The organism is Amycolatopsis tolypomycina, from assembly GCF_900105945.1.
In the GTDB taxonomy this organism is placed as follows: Bacteria; Actinomycetota; Actinomycetes; order Mycobacteriales; family Pseudonocardiaceae; genus Amycolatopsis; species Amycolatopsis tolypomycina.
Genome location: NZ_FNSO01000004.1, coordinates 3,588,249 through 3,606,858 on the forward strand (window position 1 = coordinate 3,588,249; position 18,610 = coordinate 3,606,858).

Sequence of the window (18,610 nt, forward strand, 5' to 3'; positions counted from 1 at the left end):
ACATTGGGTGCGTTCAACGCAACCAACGCCACATTGGGGCGCATGGAGTCGGGGCCTGCGCCGCCCGTCAGGCGAGGGCGTGGCGTCAGGTGAGGGCGTGGCGGCCGTAGGCGCGGGACTCCGCGCTCTGGTCCATCAGCCGGGCCGCGACCCGCCCGATCGCCGCGTCCAGTTCGGCTCGGCTGCCCGGGCCCCAATCGCCCAGGCGGTCGGCCAGCCAGTCGTGCCAGGCCTGGACCACCTTCCCGAACTCCGCCTGCCCCGCGGCCGTCAGCTCCCAGCCGTCGCGCGTGTACCGCAGGTGGCCCGTCAGCTCCAGGCGGTTGAACGCCGGCTCCAGCACCGGTGCGGGCACGCCGAAGAACGCTCCGATCTCCCCCAGCGTCGCCGGCGAACCGCGGCGTTGCCGCAGGTGGACCTGCAGCAGGCACCAGATCCCGCCCTCGTCCAGCTCGGTGCCCGCGCGGGAGACGATCGCCGGTGCCACCTTGCGGCGTTCGCGGAAGAACAGCGTTGCCACCGCGCGTTCGAGCTCGCTGTCGTCCGTGCGCGCCTCCGGCATCGCGAAGCCGTCGCCCAGGTCCGGGGCCGCCGCGCGGGCCGTGTCGCGTAGCGGGGCCTCCTTCAGGAAGAACGCCAGTGCGAACGCCACCAAGCCGACCGGTGCCGCCGCCAGGAACACCACGTGCAGTGAGTCGCTGTACGCGCGGATCACCGGCGCCGACACCGACGGAGGCAGCGCGTGCAACGCCCGCGGGTCGACGCCCGGCGGCACCGGGAGCGCCGCCAGCTTCGGCGTCAGCTGGTTGGCGTACACCGTGCCGAAGATCGCCGCGCCGAACGAGCTGCCGATCGACCTGAGGAACGTCACGCCCGAGGTCGCGACGCCGAGGTCGGCGTAGTCCACCGTGTTCTGCACCGCGATCGTCAGCACCTGCATGCCGAGCCCGATGCCGAGGCCCAGCACCGCCATGTACGCCGACGCCTCCCAGAACCCGGTGTCGGTGTCCAGCCGCGAAAGCAGGTACAGCCCGATCGTCATGCCCGCCGCGCCCACCAGCGGGAAGACCTTGTAGCGCCCGGTGCGGCTCACCGCGTAGCCCGCGGCGATCGACGCCACGAGCAGTGCCAGCACCATCGGCAGCAGCCGGACCCCGGACGTCGTCGCGGACGTGCCCTGGACGTACTGCATGTACGTCGGCAGGTACGACAGCGCGCCCAGCATCGCGAACCCGACGACGAAGCTCATGATCCCGCCGACGGTGAACACCGGGTTGCGGAACAGCCGCATCGGCAGCATCGGCTCCTTCGCCCGCAGCTCGACGACGACGAACGCGGCCAGCAGCACCACCGAGCCGATCGCCATCCCGATGATCACCGGCGAGCCCCACGCGTACTGCGTGCCGCCCCAGCTCGTCACCAGGGTCAGGCCGGTCGCGGCGAGGCCGACGAGCAGGATGCCGAGGTAGTCGATCACCGGCTTGACCACCGCACGCGCGTTCGGCATCGCCGTGGACGCCACCACCAGCACCACGACGACCAGCGGGATGTTCACGTAGAACGCCCACCGCCACGAGAGGTGGTCGACGAAGAAGCCGCCGAGCATCGGGCCGGCCACCGTCACCACGCCGAACACCGAGCCGAGCACGCCCTGGTACCGGCCGCGCTCGCGCAGCGGGACGACGTCGGCGATGAGCGCGGTCGACGTCACCATCAGCCCACCGCCGCCCAGGCCCTGCACCGCGCGCCAGACGATCAGCCACACCATGCTGTCGGCGAACCCGGCGCAGAACGAGCCGACGCCGAACACGACGACCGACAGCTGGAACATCAGCTTGCGGCCGAACAGGTCGCCGAGCTTGCCGACGACGACGGTCATGATCGTCTCGGCGAGCAGGTACGACGTGACCACCCAGGACAGGTGCCCGGCGCCGCCGAGGTCGCCGACGATGGTCGGCAGCGCGGTCCCGACGATGGTCTGGTCCAGCGCGGCCAGCAGCATGCCGAGCAGCACGGCGCCGAAGACGGCGTTGACCCGGCCGCGGCTCAGGGCGGGCGGCACCGCCGCGCCGGGGGTGACCTCCGCGGTGGCCGTCATCTCTCCAAGCTAGTAGCCGGTGTCCACTGTGGATAGCCACCCGTTCCGGTGGTCCGCCTCAGAGCCGCCAGCGCTCCCGCGGCGGCGATTCGAGGGCGAGCTCGCCCGCGACGGCCGCGGCGATCTGCTCCACGGTCCAGGTTTCCCGGTGCAGGACGGGCCGGATGACGGCCGGCTGCCGGACGGCGTGCAGGTGCCCGTCGGCCAGCCGCAGTACTTGGCCGGTGACGCCGGCGGAAAGGTCGCTGAGCAGGTAGGTCACCAGCGGCGCCACCCGTTCCGGTGGTGGCGCGTCGGGATTGCCCTTCGGATCGGCCGCCATCAGCCGGGTCCAGGCGATCGGGCTGACGGCGTTGACGCGCACCCCGTGGTCCGCCAGGTCCGTGGCCCACGAGTAGGTCATCGACGCCACCGCGCCCTTCGACGCCGAGTACGCGGCGGCGCGGGGCTGGCCGATCATGGACCCCGAGGTGACGTTCACGATGACGCCGCGGCCCTGCGCGCACATGACTTTCGCGGCCGCGGTGCCACAGTGGAGCGGCCCCAGCACGTTGGTCTCGACCAGCGCCCGGGTCCGCTCGGGATCGTCGTCTTCCCACGGCGGCGCGTGGTAGCCGACGGCGGCGTTGTTGACGAGCCCGTCCAGCGCCCCGAACCGCTTGGCGCACAGGGAGATCAGCGACCGGGCGTACCCGGCGTCGGCCACCGACCCGACGCTCGCGACCGCGGTCCCGCCGTCGGCCACGATCGCGGTCACGGTCTCGCAGGCCGGTTCGGCGTCGACGTCGTTGACGACGACCGCCGCGCCGTTTCCGGCCGCGTGCCGCGCGAAAGCCCGCCCCAGCCCACGTCCCGCGCCGGTGATCACGACCGCCCGCCCGTCCAGGAAGCCCATGTCCTCCAGTGTGACGCGAGAACGGCTCAGGTGCGCGTCAAGGCCACCAGAAACGGGCGGAACCCGTGCGCACGGTAGAAAGCGAGTGCACCGGCGTTCTGCGCGTACGCCTGCACACTCATTTCGCTCGCGCCGCGCTCGCGGGCCCAGGCCAGAAACCGGTCCACGAGCGCGCCGCCGATGCCTTCGCGACGGCGCTCGGGAGCGACGCGCATGCTCTCGAGCACGGCCGTCACGGCGTCCGGCCGCAGCGGGTCCGGCCGGCGCAGCCGCCCGATCAGGTGGCCCGCGCCGCCGTCGGCCAGCAGGCACAGGCACTGCGGGTCTTCGACGAGACCCGCGTAGTAGGAGTGGCCTTCGCGGGCGGGCCAGCCGGTGTCCATGAACGGGTCGTGACGCCCGCCGTCCTCGGCGAACAACGCCGCGGCCGACGCGACCAGCACGGGAACGTCCTCGGCACGACATTCGGAAACAGTCATCCGTTGCTCCTATGTCAAGCCGCTGCGGGGAGCGTGGTTGGTTGTTGGGTCGTGTCGTGGTGGAGGGTGTTGTAGACGACGCGGGCGAGGCGTCGTTTGAGGGCGCGGAGTGCTTCCATGGTGGTGTCTCCGGTGGTTCGGCGTCGGTGGATGTAGTCGCGGCCGGGGCCGGCCAGGCGGGTTTGGGTGACGGCGATGCGGTGCAGCGCGGCGTTGAGTTGTCGGTTGCCGCCGCGGGCGAGGCGGTGTCGGTTTGTCTTGCCGGAGGAGGCGGGGATGGGGGCGACGCCGGCGTGCATGGCGAAGCAGGCTTCGGAGCGGAACCGGGTCACGTTGGCGGTTTCGCCGACGATTTTCGCTGCGGTCAGGGCACCGCAGCCGGGTATGGCGAGCAGGCGGGGTGCGAGGTGAGCCATCCGCTGGGCGAGTTCCCGCTCCAGTGCGTTGGCGCGGACGGTGAGTGCCCGGATGTCGGTGACCAGCTCGGTGGCGATGCGCACCACCATCGATGCCGGCTGCTGGGCCAGCCAGGCGGTGAGCCGGTCGAGTTCGCAGAGCCGGTCCAGGCTGCGGGCGGTGGGGTCGAGTTCGGGGTCGAGTTCGTGTAGGTGCCAGCGCAGCCGGTTCTGCATCTGGGTGCGGGTGTTGACCAGGTCTTCGCGGTGGTCGACGAGCAGTTTGACCTCGCGGGAGACGCTGTCGTGTGTGGCGGCCGGCAGGTTCGGTTCGCGCAGCGCGGCCCGGGCGATGGCCAGTGCGTCGATCGGGTCTGACTTGCCGCGCGTGCGCGCCGAGGAGCGAGCTCCGGCCATCAGCTTCGGCGGGACCCGGACCACGGTCTGGCCTGCGGCGAGCAGCGCTCGTTCCAGCCGGGTCGACACGTGCCGGCAGTCCTCCACCGCGAACGTCAGCTCGGTGTCTGGCCAGTTGCGCAGTGCCCAGCGCAGCAGCTGCCGGTGACCGGCATCGGTCGCGCGCACCGTCTTCTGGTCGAGTTTGCGCCCTACCTGCTCGACCGCGACCGCGGTGTGGGTGTTCTTGTGGACATCGATACCCAGCATCACCACCATGGGGATGGTCTCCTTCCAGCTCGAAGGGACGGCTGGGCCGGCCGGCGGACACACCTCAGTGGGGGCGCTGCCACGCTCCTATCAAGTCACGCCGGTCGGCCCTGGCTCACCGGTGACCGGCACAACGCATGATCGCCAACCCGCAAGCAGGTGGCAGCGACGCTACGAGCCAGGTCACCAGCGGCCAGGATCCCAACCACCGCAACAGCGGCAACACCACCCTGACACTGACAGCGACGCTAACGACTTCGTTTTTGGCTGTAAACAACCACTTTCAGAGCGCCAGGTGCGCCAGGCTCTCCAACGCCAGCTGTTCCAGGTGCCCCGCGGCCGCCGTGCTCCCGCCCGCCGCGTGGAACGACGCCGCCACCCGCTCGGCCGCCCGCCGGTACGACGGCTCCGTCAGGACCTCCTCGACCGCCGTCGCGATGCGGGGTGCGTCCGCGCGGCCGAACCGCAGCCGGACGCCCGCGCCCGCGGCGACCACCTGGGCCGCCACGATCGGCTGGTCGTCGCGGATCGGGGCGACGACCAGCGGGAGGCCGTGCCAGAGCGTTTCGCAGACCGTGTTGTGGCCCGCATGGCACAGCACCGCGTCGACCCGGGGCAGCAGCGGCAGCTGCGGGACCTGCGGCCGCACCAGCACGTTCGGCGGGACGTCGCCGAGCACGCCGCCCGGGTCGGCGATCACCGCGCGCGCGGGCAGGCCCGCGAACGCCTCCGCCGTCGCCGCCAGGAACCCGGCGCCCGCCGCCGTGTTGGCCGTGCCGAGCGAGACCAGGACGGTCGGCCGCAACGGGTCCAGCCACTCCCACGGGAAGTCCGTCGTGGCCGGGCGCGCGCCGAGCGCGGGCCCGACGAGCCGGACCGACGGCGGCAGGGCGGCCGGGCCGAGCAGTTCGCGGGTCGTGAAGGCGAGCACGCCGTGCGGGGAGAACCGCGGGTCGGCGGCACCCCGGCCGCCCGCGATCCGCGCGCGCAGGCCGTCGAGCAGCGAGCCGACCCACTCCCCGACCTTCGGCATGCCGGCCAGCGGGTCGACGAGCTCGGCCGACGTCGTCGCCGACGTGACCCACGGCAGGCCGGCGGCTTCGGCGAGCAGCCCGCCGGCCACTGCCTGCTGGTCGGCGACCACGACGTGGGGCTCGAACGCCGCCAGCGCCGCGGCCACGCCGGGCGCCATCGCGTCGGCGAGCGGGACGAGGAAGTCCTGCCAGAGGAACCGCAGTGCCGCCGGGCCCTTGAGCTCGGCCGGGCGCACCGGCAGGTCGGGGGGCACGGCGCAGGCGAACACGAGTGCTTCCGGGCCGGCCAGCTGCCAGAGCAGCTCGTCGTGGCCCGCCCAGGCGACCTCGTGGCCGCGCGCGGTGAGTTCGGCCGCCACGCCGACGGCCGGGTTGACGTGCCCGACCAGGGGCGGGACGACGAAGAGGAACCGGGCCACTACCGCACCCGGGCCCGGGTGCGCGCGGTGTCGCGGACCCAGTCCGAGATCAGCTCGATGACCTCGGCGGTCCGCTCGACCAGCACCGAGTGCCCCTGGTCGGGCAGCACGACGCAGCGGCAGCTCTCCAGGTGCGTCTCGAAGTGCGGCACCTGCGCCGCCAGCCCGGAGTCGCCGCCGAAGATGGCGAACACCGGGCAGCGCACGGCCGAGAGGTCCGCCGCGATCGTCGCGCTGCGCGGGATGTCCTCGGCGATCGTGGTGGTCTGCAGGATCTTGTTGGCGGCCCTGGACAGCCGCGCGGTGTGCGCGCCGTGGTTGTCGGCGATCCAGCCGATGACCTCGTCGATCGCCAGCCGGGTCTTGGCGTCGGCGAGCCCGTCGGCCATGTGCCGGGTCCACTCCTCGGTGGGCGGTTCGCCCTCGATCACGACCACGCTGGCCACCCGGTCGGGCCGGGCGGCGGCCAGGCCCAGCGCCACCGAGGCGCCGAAGGAGTTGCCCACGACGTGCACCGGCCGCGTGACCTCGCTCGCGTCGAGGACCGCGACGAGGTCGTCGACGAACCGTTCCAGCTGATACCCCGACGACGGCCGGGTCGTGCGCCCGTGCCCGCGCAGGTCGTACATCAGCACGTCGAGACCGCGCGCGGCGAAGGCCGGGCCGAGCGTGAAGTAGTAGCTGGCGAGGCTGTCGGTGAGCAGACCGTGGACGCACACCACGATCGGGGCGTCGCCGTCGAGGGGCACGTCCGGGGTGAGCCGCTGGACGTGCACGTCCAGCTCGCCGGCGCGGATCCGGCTCACGCCGTCGCCCGCAGGGAGGCGACGATGTAGCGGACGAGCTCGCCGACGGTCAGCGCGATGATCTCGTCCAGGTCGCGTTCGGCGATGAAGTGCGCGAAGTTGACGCGGTCGCCGTAGTGCTCGCGCAGCTGCCCGGACAGCGCGACCAGGTCGACGCTCTCCAGTTCGAGGTCGTCGTGGAACGTCGTGTCCATGGTGATTTCGGTGTCGAGGCCGTACTCCTCGAGCAGCTCACGCAGCATCCCGCTCAGCTGGGCGAGCACGGTCACCTCGTTCGCGGCCGTGGTCTCGATGCTCATCCGGCAGTCTCCTTCGTCTCTTCGGTCCAGGCGACGACGTAGCGGCGCGGTGGGGCACCCGGCGGGTTTTCGACGTCGGCGCAGCGCACCCGGTACTCGTGGCCCGCGACGCGGACGGTCAGCTCGGCCGGGGTGGCGGCGACGACCTCGAAGTCACGGGGTTCGCCGCGCAGGCCGGTGCCGCGCAGTTTCGCGACGGCCTCCTTCGCGGTCCAGAACCGGGCGAACCACTGCTCCGGGTCGCCGGGCAGGCTCGCGAACAACGCCAGCTCACCCGCTCCGAGCGCGGACTCCACAGTGGACTCCGAGCGCGGCACGACCTCTTCGACGTCGATGCCGCACGGCCCGTGCCGGGCGATGGCCACGCCGGCTTCGGCGCGGTGCGCCACCGAAATCGTCAGCGGCGGCAGGTCCCGGCCGTAGGCGCCGGTCGCGAACGGGCGGCCGGCCGCGTCGTTGCCGATGCGCAGCTCGGCGGGGAACATCTCGGGTTCGCCGCGGGCCCAGAGGAACTGGCGGACCGCGTCCTTGGCGGCGATCCGGCCGAGCAGCCACTGGCGCCGCCCGCGCGGCGGACGCCGGTCGTAGGCGGCGCGCTCGGGGCCGGCGAGGTAGTTGCGCATGATCAGCTCGCGGGTGGCCAGGTCCGGCCACTGCTCGCGCACGAGCGCCCAGCCGCCCGGCTGCTCGTAGGATAGCGTCGAGCGCTCGGGCGTGCGGTCGGCCTGGCGGATGTGCGCGGTGCTGTCGAACCGCCGGTCGCGCCAGCCGGTGAACTCGGCCCACACTGCTCCGTCGTGGACGAGCTGCATGTCGGCGTCGAGGAACTCGTCGGTCAGCCCGGTGATCCGGACCAGGCACTCCAGGCGCTCGCCGGGCGCCGGGTGCGGGCCGTGGAACCGGATTTCGCGCATGGCGACCGGGAAGACGGTGGTCCGCTCGGGCAACCGGGACATGATCCAGTAGCCGAGCACCTGGCCGACGTTGTCGAGCAGTGCGCCGGGCGCGGCCGGTGTGGTCAGCACGGCCCGCACGTGGCGTTCACCGACAGCGGTCAGCTCGGTGACGCCCTGGAACCGCGGGCCGTGGAACATCCAGCGTTCGTCGTACAGCTGCGCCGCCGTGGTCTCGGGCACCTGTTCGGCCGACGCCGGGAACCGCCACGGCGCCGGCGCGGCTGCCGGGTACTGCGGGGCGAGTTCCACGACGGCCTGCGAGTAGCCGGTGATCGCCGCGTGCACCCGGTCGGCCCCCTGTGGCCGGACGCGCACCGGCACGGTGACCGCCGGGACCGCGGTGATCCACTGGCTGAGCCGGACGTCGTGCACGGCGACCGCGTGCCGTCCGGGCGCGGCCTGCTCGGCGAACCGCATGAGGTGGTCGATCACGGTGGTGGCCGGGACGACCGGCCAGCGGTCGCCCGGGTCGGCCTGGGGCGGCTGCTTGAAGAAACAGTGGTCCAGCAGGTACGGCATCGCTTCGAGCGACACCTCCAGCGTGGCCTCCAGCTCCCCCGGCGGGGGCACTTTCACGTGAAAGTGCCCCCTGGGCGGCGGGGCACTTTCACGTGAAAGTGCCCCGGTGAGGAGGGTGGAAGCCAGGTCTGCTGTGTCGGCCAGCAGGGCGGCGAACTCCGCGGCGAGCGGGCCCTTCGCGGCCAGGTCGTCCACTGTGGACTTCCGGACGGCGGGCAGCGCGATCCGGGCGCGGACCTGCTCGTCGAGGGAGATCAGCCGGCCGCCGAGGTCGAGCTTGACCGCCTGGGGCGTCGCCTGCCGTTCGCCGGGCAGCCGCGCGAAGTCGACGTCGAAACCGTCGGCCCACAACGCGGTGGCCACCCGGCGCAGCTGCGCGAGCCCGGGCCGCTGGGCCGAGTGCGCCGCCACGACGAGGTGCTCTTCGCCGTGCAGGGTGTCGCCGACGAGCGAGCCGAGCTGCCCGGCGCCGACCTGGACGAACGCGCGGAACCCGGCGTCGTGCAGGGCCCGCACGAGCGGGCGGAACCGGACCGGCTGCAGCAGGTGCCGCACGAACAGGTCGCGGACGGCGGCCTCGTCCGCCGGGTACTCCGACACCGTGGTCGCCGACCAGAGCGGCAGGGCGGGCGGGTGCAGGGTGAAGCGCTCGGCGGCTTCGCGGATCGGGTCCAGGTACGGCCGCAGCATCGGGGTGTGGAAGCCGGACCGGAACGGCAGCACTTGCGCCACGATCCCGGCGTCCCGGAACTGCCGCACGAGCGCGCCGACCGCCGGTTCCGGGCCGCAGATCATGGCCTGGTTCGGCGAGTTGTCGTGGGACAGCACGACGTCCGCCCGCCCGGCCAGCTCGTCGAGCACCCGGGGCGCGGACGCGCCGATCGCGGCGAAGGCGAGCCCGGGAACGACCAGCGCGTCCGGGTCGAACCCGGCGAGGAAGGCGTCGACCTCGGCTTCGGCGTGCACGCCGGCCACCGCCATCGCCGTCCATTCGCCCAGGCTGTGCCCGGCGACGGCGTCCGGGGTGACCCCGAGCCGCCCGAGCGCGGCGTGCAGCAGCCTGCCCAGCTCGAACACCGCGGCGCCCTGCCGCCCGACGTCGCCGACTTCGACGTCCGCGTGCTTCCAGGGCAGGCCGAAGTGCCGGGCGACGTCGCCGCAGTTCAACGTCAGTTCCGACTCCAGGCCGGGGAAGAGGAAGGCGATCTTGCCGCCACCCGGGCCGAGCAGGGGGCGGTCGGCGAACCAGACGTCGTTGCGGCCGCGCCAGGCCCGGCCCCGCGCGAGGGCCTTGCGGGCCAGCGCCAGCCGCTTCTCCGTGGGGTCGACGATGCCGAGCCGCACCGGACCGGTGCCGGGGTCGTGGTGGCCGGGCCGGTCGAACGCCTCGCGCAGCGCGTCGACGGTCGGCGCGGCGAGCCGCAGCACGCGTTCGGGCTCGCGCACCACGACCGGTTTCGCGCGGCCCGGCGCCTGTTCCAGCACGACGTGGGCGTTGATGCCGCCGAAGCCGAACGCGTTGACACCGGCGCGGCGCACCGGCGCGTCCCACGGTTCCGCCGTGTCCAAAGTGGAGAACCGGGTGCCCGCGAGCGCCGGGTGCGGGTCGTCGCAGTGCAGGGTGGGCAGCAGGACGCCGTGGTGGACGGCCAGTGCCGCCTTGACGAGCCCGGCGATCCCGGCGGCGGGCATCGTGTGGCCGATCATCGACTTGACCGAGCCGAGCACCGCGCTCCCCTGGGCGCCGAAGACCTCTTTCAGCGTGGCGAGCTCCGCCGCGTCGCCGGCCGGGGTCGCGGTGCCGTGGGCCTCCAGCAGGCCGATCGAGTCCGGTGCCGCCGGGTCGAGGCCCGCCGCGGCCCACGCCTGGCGGACGGCCCGGACCTGGCCGCCGGAGTCGGGGCTGGCCAGGCTCGCCGTGCGGCCGTCGGAGGCGACGCCGGTGCCCGTGATCACCGCGTAGACGCGGTCGCCGTCGCGCTCGGCGTCGGCGAGGCGCTTGAGGACGACGATCCCGGTGCCTTCGCCGATCAGGACGCCGTCGGCGTCCCGGTGGAACGGCCGGATCCGCTCGGACGGCGACAGCGCGCCGAGCTGGGTGAACACGCTCCAGAAGGTGATGTCGTGGCAGTGGTGCACGCCGCCGGCGAGGACGACGTCGCACCGGCCGGTGGCCAGCTCCCGCACGGCGTGGTCGACGGCGATCAGCGAGGACGCGCACGCGGCGTCCACGGTGTAGGCCGGACCGCGCAGGTCGAGCCGGTTGGCCAGCCGCGACGCGGCCAGGTTGGGCACCAGCCCGATCGCGGACTCGGGTGCCTCGGGGCCGAGCTGGTCGGTGAAGGCCTGGCGGACGGCGTCGAGGCGGTCGGCGTCGAGGTCCGGCAGCAGCTCGCCGAGGGTGCGGACGAGCTGGCTCGCGGTGCGCACACGCTGGTCGAGCCGGACCAGCCCCGGCGTCAGGTAGCCGCCACGGCCCAGCACGACACCGACCTTGGCGCGGTCGGCGGGCAGCCGGTCCGGGCCGCCGGCGTCCGCGACCGCCTGTGCGGCGACGCGCAGCGCGATCAGCTGGTCGGGTTCGGTGGCGGGCACGGAGTTCGGCATGATCCCGAAGCCGGTGACGTCCACTTCGGCCAGTTCGTCGACGAACCCGCCGCGCCGGCAGTACACCCGGTCGGCGCGGCCCTGTTCGTCCGGCGCGTAGTGCGCGAGGTCCCACTTCCCGGGCGGCACGTCGGTGATCGCGTCGACGCCGCCGGTGAGGTTGCGCCAGTAGCTCGGCAGGTCGGGGGCGCCGGGCAGCAGCACCGACATCCCGACGATCGCAACGGCGTCCGGCATCCGCGTCACCAGCCCGACGCGGTGTGGACGACGGCGCCGGTGTCCGGGCGGCCCCACGCCAGTTCGCGCAGCAGGCCGAGGGTGCCCTCTTCCGGGTCGATCAGCGCGATGCCGCGGCGGGCGTAGTCGCGCATCAGCTCGGGCGTCACCATGCCGTCGTGGTCGCCGGTCGGGGCCCACGGTCCCCAGTGGACGGTCACCGCGCGCCCCGCGGGCCAGTGCCGGCTCAGCGTTTCGAGGGCGTCGTTGGCGGCGGCGTAGTCGGACTGCCCGCGGTTGCCGAGGGTCGCGGCGATGCTGCCGAACAGCACGACGAAGGCGGGCTCGTCGGGCAGGTCGGCGGTCGCGTCGAGGAGGGTGCGGGCGCCGTCGACCTTCGTGGCGTAGACGCGCTCGAACGACTCGGGCGTCTTCTCGGCGACGAGCTTGTCCTCGATGACGCCGGCCGCGTAGACGATGCCGTCGAGCCGGCCGTGCTCGGCGTGGATCTCCTTGACGGCGCGGTGCACGGCTTCGGCGTCGAGCATGTCGACCGACTGGTAGCGCACCGGGCTGCCGAGCGCGCCGAGGGTGGCCAGGGTCTGCCGGACCTCGCGTTCGCCCTGGATCCGGCGGACGGTCCGTTCGATCTCCGCGGGACTCTTCAGCCCGGCTTGGATGAGCGCGGCGCGAAGGTCTTTGGCGGTTCTGGCCTGAGGGTATTCGTCCTCGTCGGCGGGCACCGGCGTCCGGCCGAGGAGTTCGATCCGGCACCGGGCGGCCGCGGCGAGGGTGGCGGCGAACCGGGCGGTGATGCCCTTGGCGCCCCCGACGAGCAGGACGACCGAGTCGCGGGTCAGGCCGATCGCGGCGGCCTCGGCGGCACCGTCGCCCGCCGGGCCCGCGCCGCTGCTGCCGAGCGGACCGAGGTCCTGTTCGGTCATCCGGAAGCCGGTGCGGTGCTCTCCTTCCCGGACGACGACGGGCTCTCTGTCTAGCGTGGACAGCTCGTGGACCAGCGCGGCTGCCTGGTCGTCGGACGTGCCGTCCGGCGCGAGTTCGACCACGCGGGTGAGCGTGTCCGGGTATTCGCGGGCGAGGCTGCGGTGGAAGCCGCGCAGGCCTTCGCCGGGACCGGCGGTGAGCAGCCACGCGGGGTTTGTCGCGAGGGCGGCCTGGTACTGGGGGAAGACGGCGGGCAGGGGCCGGTCGCCGGACAGGAAGAGGACCCCGTCGAACCCGTCCCGGACCTCGTCGGCGACCTCGGCAACCGCGCCCAGCGCGGCGAGGCGGGTCCGCACGGCCTCGGCCAGCGGACCGCGCCCGAGCAGGAGGAACTTCCGCCCGCCAACGTCGGGAACCTCGGCGGGCGCCAGCGCGAATCCAGCCATGACCAGGCGTTTCGGCGCAACGACGACGGGCGCGGGTTCGACCGGCTCCAAGCGCCCCAATGTGGCGTTCGGTGCGCTGAACGCACCCAATGTGGCGTTCGGTGCGCTGAACGCACCCAATGTGGCATTCGGTGCGCTCAACGCACCCAACGCCACATTGGGGCGCTCGCCGTCGATCAGCTTGGCGATCGCCGCGGCCGTGCGGGCCTTGGCCAGCTCCTCCACGTCGCCGCCCGTGTCGAGTCCCAGGCGGGTCGCCAGCTCACCCGCGATCTCCGCCCGCTTGATCGAATCCACACTCAGATCGGCTTCCAGATCGAGATCCGGCTCGATCATCTCCACCGGATAACCCGTCCGCTCCCCGATCACCGCCACGACGGTCTCCAGCACCGACGCCGGCTCGGGGCGTTCGTCACCGATCAGCTCGGCGATCGCCGCCGCCGTACGGGCCTTGGCGAACTCCTCCACGTCACCGCCGGCCAGCCCCAGCCGCGACGCCAGCTCACCCGCGATCTCCGCCCGCTTGATCGAATCCACACTCAGATCGGCTTCCAGATCAAGGTCCGGCTCGATCATCTCCACCGGATAACCCGTCCGCTCCCCGATCACCGCCACGACGGTCTCCAGCACCGACGCCGCAGCCACCGTCGCGGGCTCGGCGACCGGCACCACCACCGCGGGCGGCTCGATCACCGGCACCGTGATCGGCGCCCGGACCTCCGCCGGTGCCTCGGTGCCGAGGAAGCCGAGCAGCACGTCGCGCTGGGCCGCGATCATCTCGCGGCTCGTGCGCAGGAAGTCCGCGACCATCGCCTCCGACGTCGCCGCCGCTGGTGCCGCGACCGCCACGCCCAGCGAGATCCGCTCCGCCGGGCGGAGGGCGCCCGCCGGGATCGTGCCGTCGGCCGCGCGGATCAGGTGGCCGTCGACCGTCCACCCGGGACGCTTCGGCCGCGGTGCCGTCGACGCGTCCACCGCGTCCCGGCCGCGGAACAGCCAGCCCGTCTCGACGCCCACCCCGGACACCGCCAGCTGCGCCAGCGCGCCCAGGAACCCCGGCAGGCCACGGCGGCCCGGCTGCTCGAACCCGACCGTGCGGTGCGGCCGGTCGCCGAGGATGGCGGCGACCTGCTTGGCCAGCACGGCCCCGGGCCCGGCTTCGACGAACACCCGCGCGCCGGCCGCGTACATCGCCTCGATCTGCTCCACGAACCGGACCGGCGCACCCAGCTGGGCCGCCAGCTCGCCGCGGATCGCGTGCGGCGACTCGGGGTAGGGCGCGGCCGTCCGGTTGCCGTACACCGGGACCGTCGGCCGCACGACGCCGATCGCGTCCAGGGCCCGGCCGAACGTCTCCCCCGCCGGGGCCACCAGCGAGCTGTGGAACGCGCACGCGACCTGGATCCGCTTGGCCCCGAGCCCGGCGGCCCGCAGCTGCCCGACGGCGGCCTCGACGTCGGCGGTCGGCCCGGAGATCACCGTCTGCTTCGGCGAGTTGTGGTTGGCCAGGACGACCGGCGACTCGCCGAGCACCGCCAGCACCTCGGCGGCGGACGCCGACACCGCGGCCATCGCTCCCGGATCGCCGTCGGGGACCGCGTCGAGGATCGCCGCCGCCCGCGTGTGGCTGGCGTGCACCAGCCCTTCCGGCGTGAAGGCGCCTGCCGCGGCCAGCGCCGTCAGCTCGCCGTAGCTGTGGCCGCCCAGCATCGCGGGCCGCACGCCGGCGCGGGTCAGCAGCCGGAACGCCGCCAGCCCCGCCATCCCGAGCGCGGGCTGGGCGACGCGCGTGTCGGTGACCCGGTCCACCGACTCCTGCCGCGCCGCCTCCCCGAACACGGCCGGCCCGAAGACGACCTCGGCCGTGACCCGGTCCAGGCGCAGGTAGCGCTGCAGCTCGGGGAAGGCGACGAACAGCTCGGCGAACATGCCCGGCCGCTGGCTGCCCTGGCCGGGGAACAACACCGCGACCTCGCCCGGCACCCCGTCGTCCGCGCGGAACACGCCGGGTGCGTCGCGCCCGTCCAGCGCCTGCCGCAGCAGCCCGGTCAGCTCGTCCACAGTGGACGCGACGACGGCGAGCCTGGCCGGGCGTCCCGCGGCCCGCTGGGCGGCCGCCAGCGCCAGATCGCGCAGCCGCCACGGGGAAGAGCCTTCCGACGCCGTCGCGAGCAGCTCCCGCGCTGCGGCCTCCGTCGTGAAGGTGAACAGCTCCGCCGGCCACTCGTCCGCGGCCTGCGCGGGCGGGACGCCGTCGTGCGCGCCGAGCACCACGTGGAAGTTGGTGCCGCCGAAGCCGAACGCGCTGACCCCGGCGAGCCGCTCGGCCGGCGGCGCGGTCCACGGCTGCGCGGTGGCCTGGAAGACGAACGGGCTCGTCGCGGGGTCCCACGCCGGGTTCGGCGCCGAGAGGTGCAGCGTCGGCGGCTTGACGCCGGTGTGCACGGAGAGGGCGGCCTTGATCAGCCCGGCCAGGCCCGCGGCGCACTTCGTGTGCCCGATCTGCGACTTCACCGACCCGATCGTGCAGCCGCCCGGCTCGGCGCCGGCCTCGGTGAACACCTTCGTCAGCGTGCCGAGCTCGGTCCGGTCGCCGACGACGGTGCCGGTGCCGTGCGCCTCGACCAGCCCGACGCGCGCGGGCGAGACGCCGGCGTTGCGGTACGCACGGGTCAGCGCGGTGTGCTGGCCCTCGGGCCGTGGTGCCGTCAACCCGAGGGCGCGGCCGTCCGAAGCCGCGCCAACGCCCTTGATCACGGCGTACACGCGGTCGCCGTCGCGTTCGGCGTCCGCGAGACGCTTGAGGGCGAGGCAGGCGACGCCTTCGCCGAGCGCGATGCCGTCGGCCGCGCTGTCGAACGTCGCCGAGCGGCCGGTCGGCGAGAGGGCGTGCGCGGAGGCGAAGAGGAGGTAGTCGTTGATGCCGTTGTGGAGGTCCGCGCCACCGCAGAGGACCAGGTCGCTGGTGCCGGCGGTCAGCTCCTTGCAGGCGACGTCCACCGCGGTCAGGGACGATGCGCACGCGGCGTCCACGGTGTAGTTGGCCCCGCCGAGGTCGAGCCGGTTGGCGATCCGCCCGGCGATGACGTTCGCGAGCACGCCGGGGAAGGAGTCCTCGGTGATCTTCGGCAGCCGTTCGTCCAGTTCGGACGGCAGTTCGCCCACATAGGACGGCAGCACGGTCCGCAGCGTCATCGCGTTGGACAGGTCGCTGCCCGCTTCGGCGCCGAACACGACCGAGGTCCGGGCCCGGTCGAACGGGCGGTCGGCGTAGCCCGCGTCGGCGAGTGCGCGGTGCGCGGCTTCCAGCGCCAGCAGCTGCACCGGCTCGATGCTGGCCAGCGACGACGGCGGGATGCCGTACTTCAGCGGGTCGAACCCGATCTCGGGCAGGAACCCGCCCCAGCGCGACGGCGTCCGCTCGCCCTGGCCCTCGGGGTCGTAGTACAGGGAGGTGTCCCAGCGCTGCGGGGGCACCTCGGTGACCGCGTCGGTGCCGGCCAGGACGTTCGCCCAGAACGCGGCCAGGTCGGGGGCCTGCGGGAACATGCAGGCCATGCCGACGATCGCGATGTCCAGCGGCGCCGGCGCGGGCGGTTCGGCCTCGGTGACGCCGAACTCCGCGGCCCGGGCGCGCAGGAACGCGTTGGCGCCCGCACCCACCGCGGTGTGCAGGTCGGCGATCGTGGTGACGGCCGAGCGCAATACGGCGACCTCGCCCGCCATGAACATGCCTTCGGCGAGCTGACGGTCTTCGCCGACGTCCCGCAGTTCGGCGCCGACGCGCTCGATCCCCTTGCTCGCCAGCCGCAGCCGCCCGACGTTGAGCGTTTCCAGGTGCTCCCAGGCGTCCCGGCTGGGCACGCCGCGCTCGGCGAGGTCCGCCTTGATCGCCGCGTACTCCTCGGTGAACGGGCTGCGCACGCAGCGGGTGGCGTGGCCGGGCGCGGTTTCGAGGAGGTCGGTCCGCTCGGCTTCGAGTAGCCGGCGTTGGAACAGCGGCCGGACGGCGCCGGCGTCGACGGCCTCGCGGGTGAAGAGGTACGCGGTGCCCATCAGCACCCCGATCGCCGCGCCGCGGGCGGCCACCGGGGCGGCGAGGGCGGCCACCATCGCGGCCGAGCGCTCGTCGTGGATGCCGCCGGCGAACAGCAGCTGCAGGTCCGCGGCCGCGGCCGGGGTGACGGCGAGGAAGTCGGCGAGCACGCCGAGCTGGGCTTCCCACAACGGGAAGCTGGTGCGCGGGCCGACGTGGCCGCCGCATTCGGAGCCTTCGAAGACGAACTTGCGTGCGCCCGCCTCGAGGAACTGCTTCAGCAGCCCGGGCGATGGCACGTGCAGGAAGGTGGCGATGCCGGCGTCTTCCAGGGCCACGGCCTGGGCGGGCCGGCCGCCGGCGATGATCGCGTGCGTCGGCTTCAGTTCGCGGATGACCGACAGCTGCGCGGCTTTGACGTCGTCGGCGGCGAAGCCGAGGACCCCGACACCCCAGGGTGCGTCCCCGACGGCCGCGCGGGTGCGTTCCAGCACGTCCCGGGTCTGTTCCGGGCCGGAGAGGGCGAGCGCGATGAACGGCAGCGCCCCGCCCGCGGCGACCGCGGCGGCGAAGGCGGGCTGGTCGCTGACCCGGGTCATCGGTCCCTGCGCGACGGGCAATTCCGTGCCGAGCGCGCGGCTGCCCGCGGTGCCGGGGCCCAGCACCGTGTCCGGCACGCCCAAGGCCTCGGCGACGGCGTCGGCCAGGCCGCGCACCGCCCCGGTCACCGTGCCCCAGCGGTCGCGGAGCCGGCCGGCGAGGAAGACGTCCTGACCGGCTTCGAGGGGCTCAATGCCGCGCCGGGCCAGGACGCGGACGCCGTCGGCGACGGTCGTTTCCGAGCCGTCGAGGCCGGTGACAGCGGCGGTGAGGGCCGCGGGCAGCTCGGCTTCCGGCAGCAGGGCGAGCTGGGTGTCGACGACGACCCCGGCCGCGCCGCCCGCGACGGCGGCCGCGGCGGTGTGCGGCCCGATGCCGCCCGCCGCCCACACCGGAACGTCCAGGCCGTCCTCGGCCAGCAAGGCCTGGAGCAGCACGAAGGTGCTCAGTTCCCCGACTCGGCCGCCGCATTCGTGCCCGCGGGCGATCAGGCCGTGGGCGCCCTCCTCGACCGCCCGGCGGGCCGCCGCGCGGGAGGTGACCTCGGCCAGCACCCGCCGGCCCGGGAAGTCCCGCGGCGTGCACCCGGCGTCTTCGGTCAGCAGCACGGTGGTCACGGCCTCGGGCAGGTCGGCCTGCCGGGCCAGCCGGACGCCGAACGCCGGGACGCCCCATTCCCCGAGCAGCGCGAGCTCGTCCGCGGCCGCGGGGCCCCCGGCCGTCAGGTCGAGCACGCCGAGCCCGCCTCCGCGGGCAGCGGCGGCCACGCCGCGCGCCGACGGCCATCGCAGCGGCGACACGGCGACGACCAGCTCGGCCGGCACGGAGTCGTCTTTCGAGAGACGCATGGGAACTCCCGCTACGCACGAAAGGGTGAAGGGTAACGGGGAGTACTTAAGCGGGTTCCTTCCGTGCCGTCAACAACCCACCGCGATTTCATAGCCGAGGTTCAGAAAATTCGGGAGCGACCAGGCTGACGGCGCAAGAATTTAACGTCGCCGTCACGTTCCCGCCGCGGGCGCGCGGATGACGATTGCCCGTGGGTGTCCGCTCTGGGAGTTCCGGAGCGTGGTCCACCCGGCACGCGCCGCCGGACGGCGCAAGCCATCCCGCCTGGTGGACGCGGGGCGGTTGCCCGGTCCGGACCACGCCGACCGTCGGGTCCGGCGTTTCCCGAGCGGCTTCCCCGCTTAT

General features: G+C 73.8%; 9 protein-coding genes. All 9 read right to left on the minus strand.

The features are described 5' to 3' along the window. Positions 1-85: 85 nt before the first annotated feature. The 9 genes from BLW76_RS26460 to BLW76_RS26500 all read right to left on the minus strand — a co-directional run bounded on the left by BLW76_RS26460 (position 86) and on the right by BLW76_RS26500 (position 18,264). Positions 86-2,098, minus strand: a complete 2,013-nt coding sequence (locus BLW76_RS26460) for an MDR family MFS transporter (protein WP_091312055.1) — start codon at positions 2,096-2,098, stop codon at positions 86-88. Between the two features lie 58 nt (positions 2,099-2,156). Continuing rightward, positions 2,157-2,993, minus strand: coding sequence for an SDR family NAD(P)-dependent oxidoreductase (locus BLW76_RS26465; RefSeq protein ID WP_091312058.1), 837 nt, complete (start codon positions 2,991-2,993; stop codon positions 2,157-2,159). Between the two features lie 26 nt (positions 2,994-3,019). Then, complete coding sequence (locus BLW76_RS26470) at positions 3,020-3,472, minus strand: GNAT family N-acetyltransferase (protein ID WP_091312060.1); 453 nt, start codon at positions 3,470-3,472, stop codon at positions 3,020-3,022. Positions 3,473-3,486: 14 nt separating this feature from the next. Continuing rightward, on the minus strand, positions 3,487-4,542 hold the full coding sequence (locus BLW76_RS26475) for an IS110 family RNA-guided transposase (RefSeq protein WP_208613302.1): 1,056 nt from the start codon (positions 4,540-4,542) through the stop codon (positions 3,487-3,489). 274 nt (positions 4,543-4,816) lie between these two features. Then, a complete protein-coding gene (locus tag BLW76_RS26480) occupies positions 4,817-5,986 on the minus strand; it encodes a glycosyltransferase (protein ID WP_091312062.1) in 1,170 nt (389 codons plus the stop codon). Then, positions 5,986-6,792, minus strand: coding sequence for an alpha/beta fold hydrolase (locus BLW76_RS26485; RefSeq protein WP_091312064.1), 807 nt, complete (start codon positions 6,790-6,792; stop codon positions 5,986-5,988). The genes BLW76_RS26480 and BLW76_RS26485 overlap by 1 nt, the downstream gene beginning before the upstream one ends. Next, on the minus strand, positions 6,789-7,091 hold the full coding sequence (locus BLW76_RS26490; RefSeq protein ID WP_091312066.1) for an acyl carrier protein: 303 nt from the start codon (positions 7,089-7,091) through the stop codon (positions 6,789-6,791). Before BLW76_RS26490 ends, BLW76_RS26485 begins: the two co-directional genes overlap by 4 nt. Beyond that, positions 7,088-11,410: a type I polyketide synthase gene (locus BLW76_RS26495; protein ID WP_091319909.1), complete on the minus strand. Its 4,323-nt coding sequence runs from the start codon at positions 11,408-11,410 to the stop codon at positions 7,088-7,090. Before BLW76_RS26495 ends, BLW76_RS26490 begins: the two co-directional genes overlap by 4 nt. A 5-nt stretch (positions 11,411-11,415) precedes the next feature. Next, on the minus strand, positions 11,416-18,264 hold the full coding sequence (locus tag BLW76_RS26500; protein ID WP_091312068.1) for a type I polyketide synthase: 6,849 nt from the start codon (positions 18,262-18,264) through the stop codon (positions 11,416-11,418). Positions 18,265-18,610 lie beyond the last annotated feature (346 nt).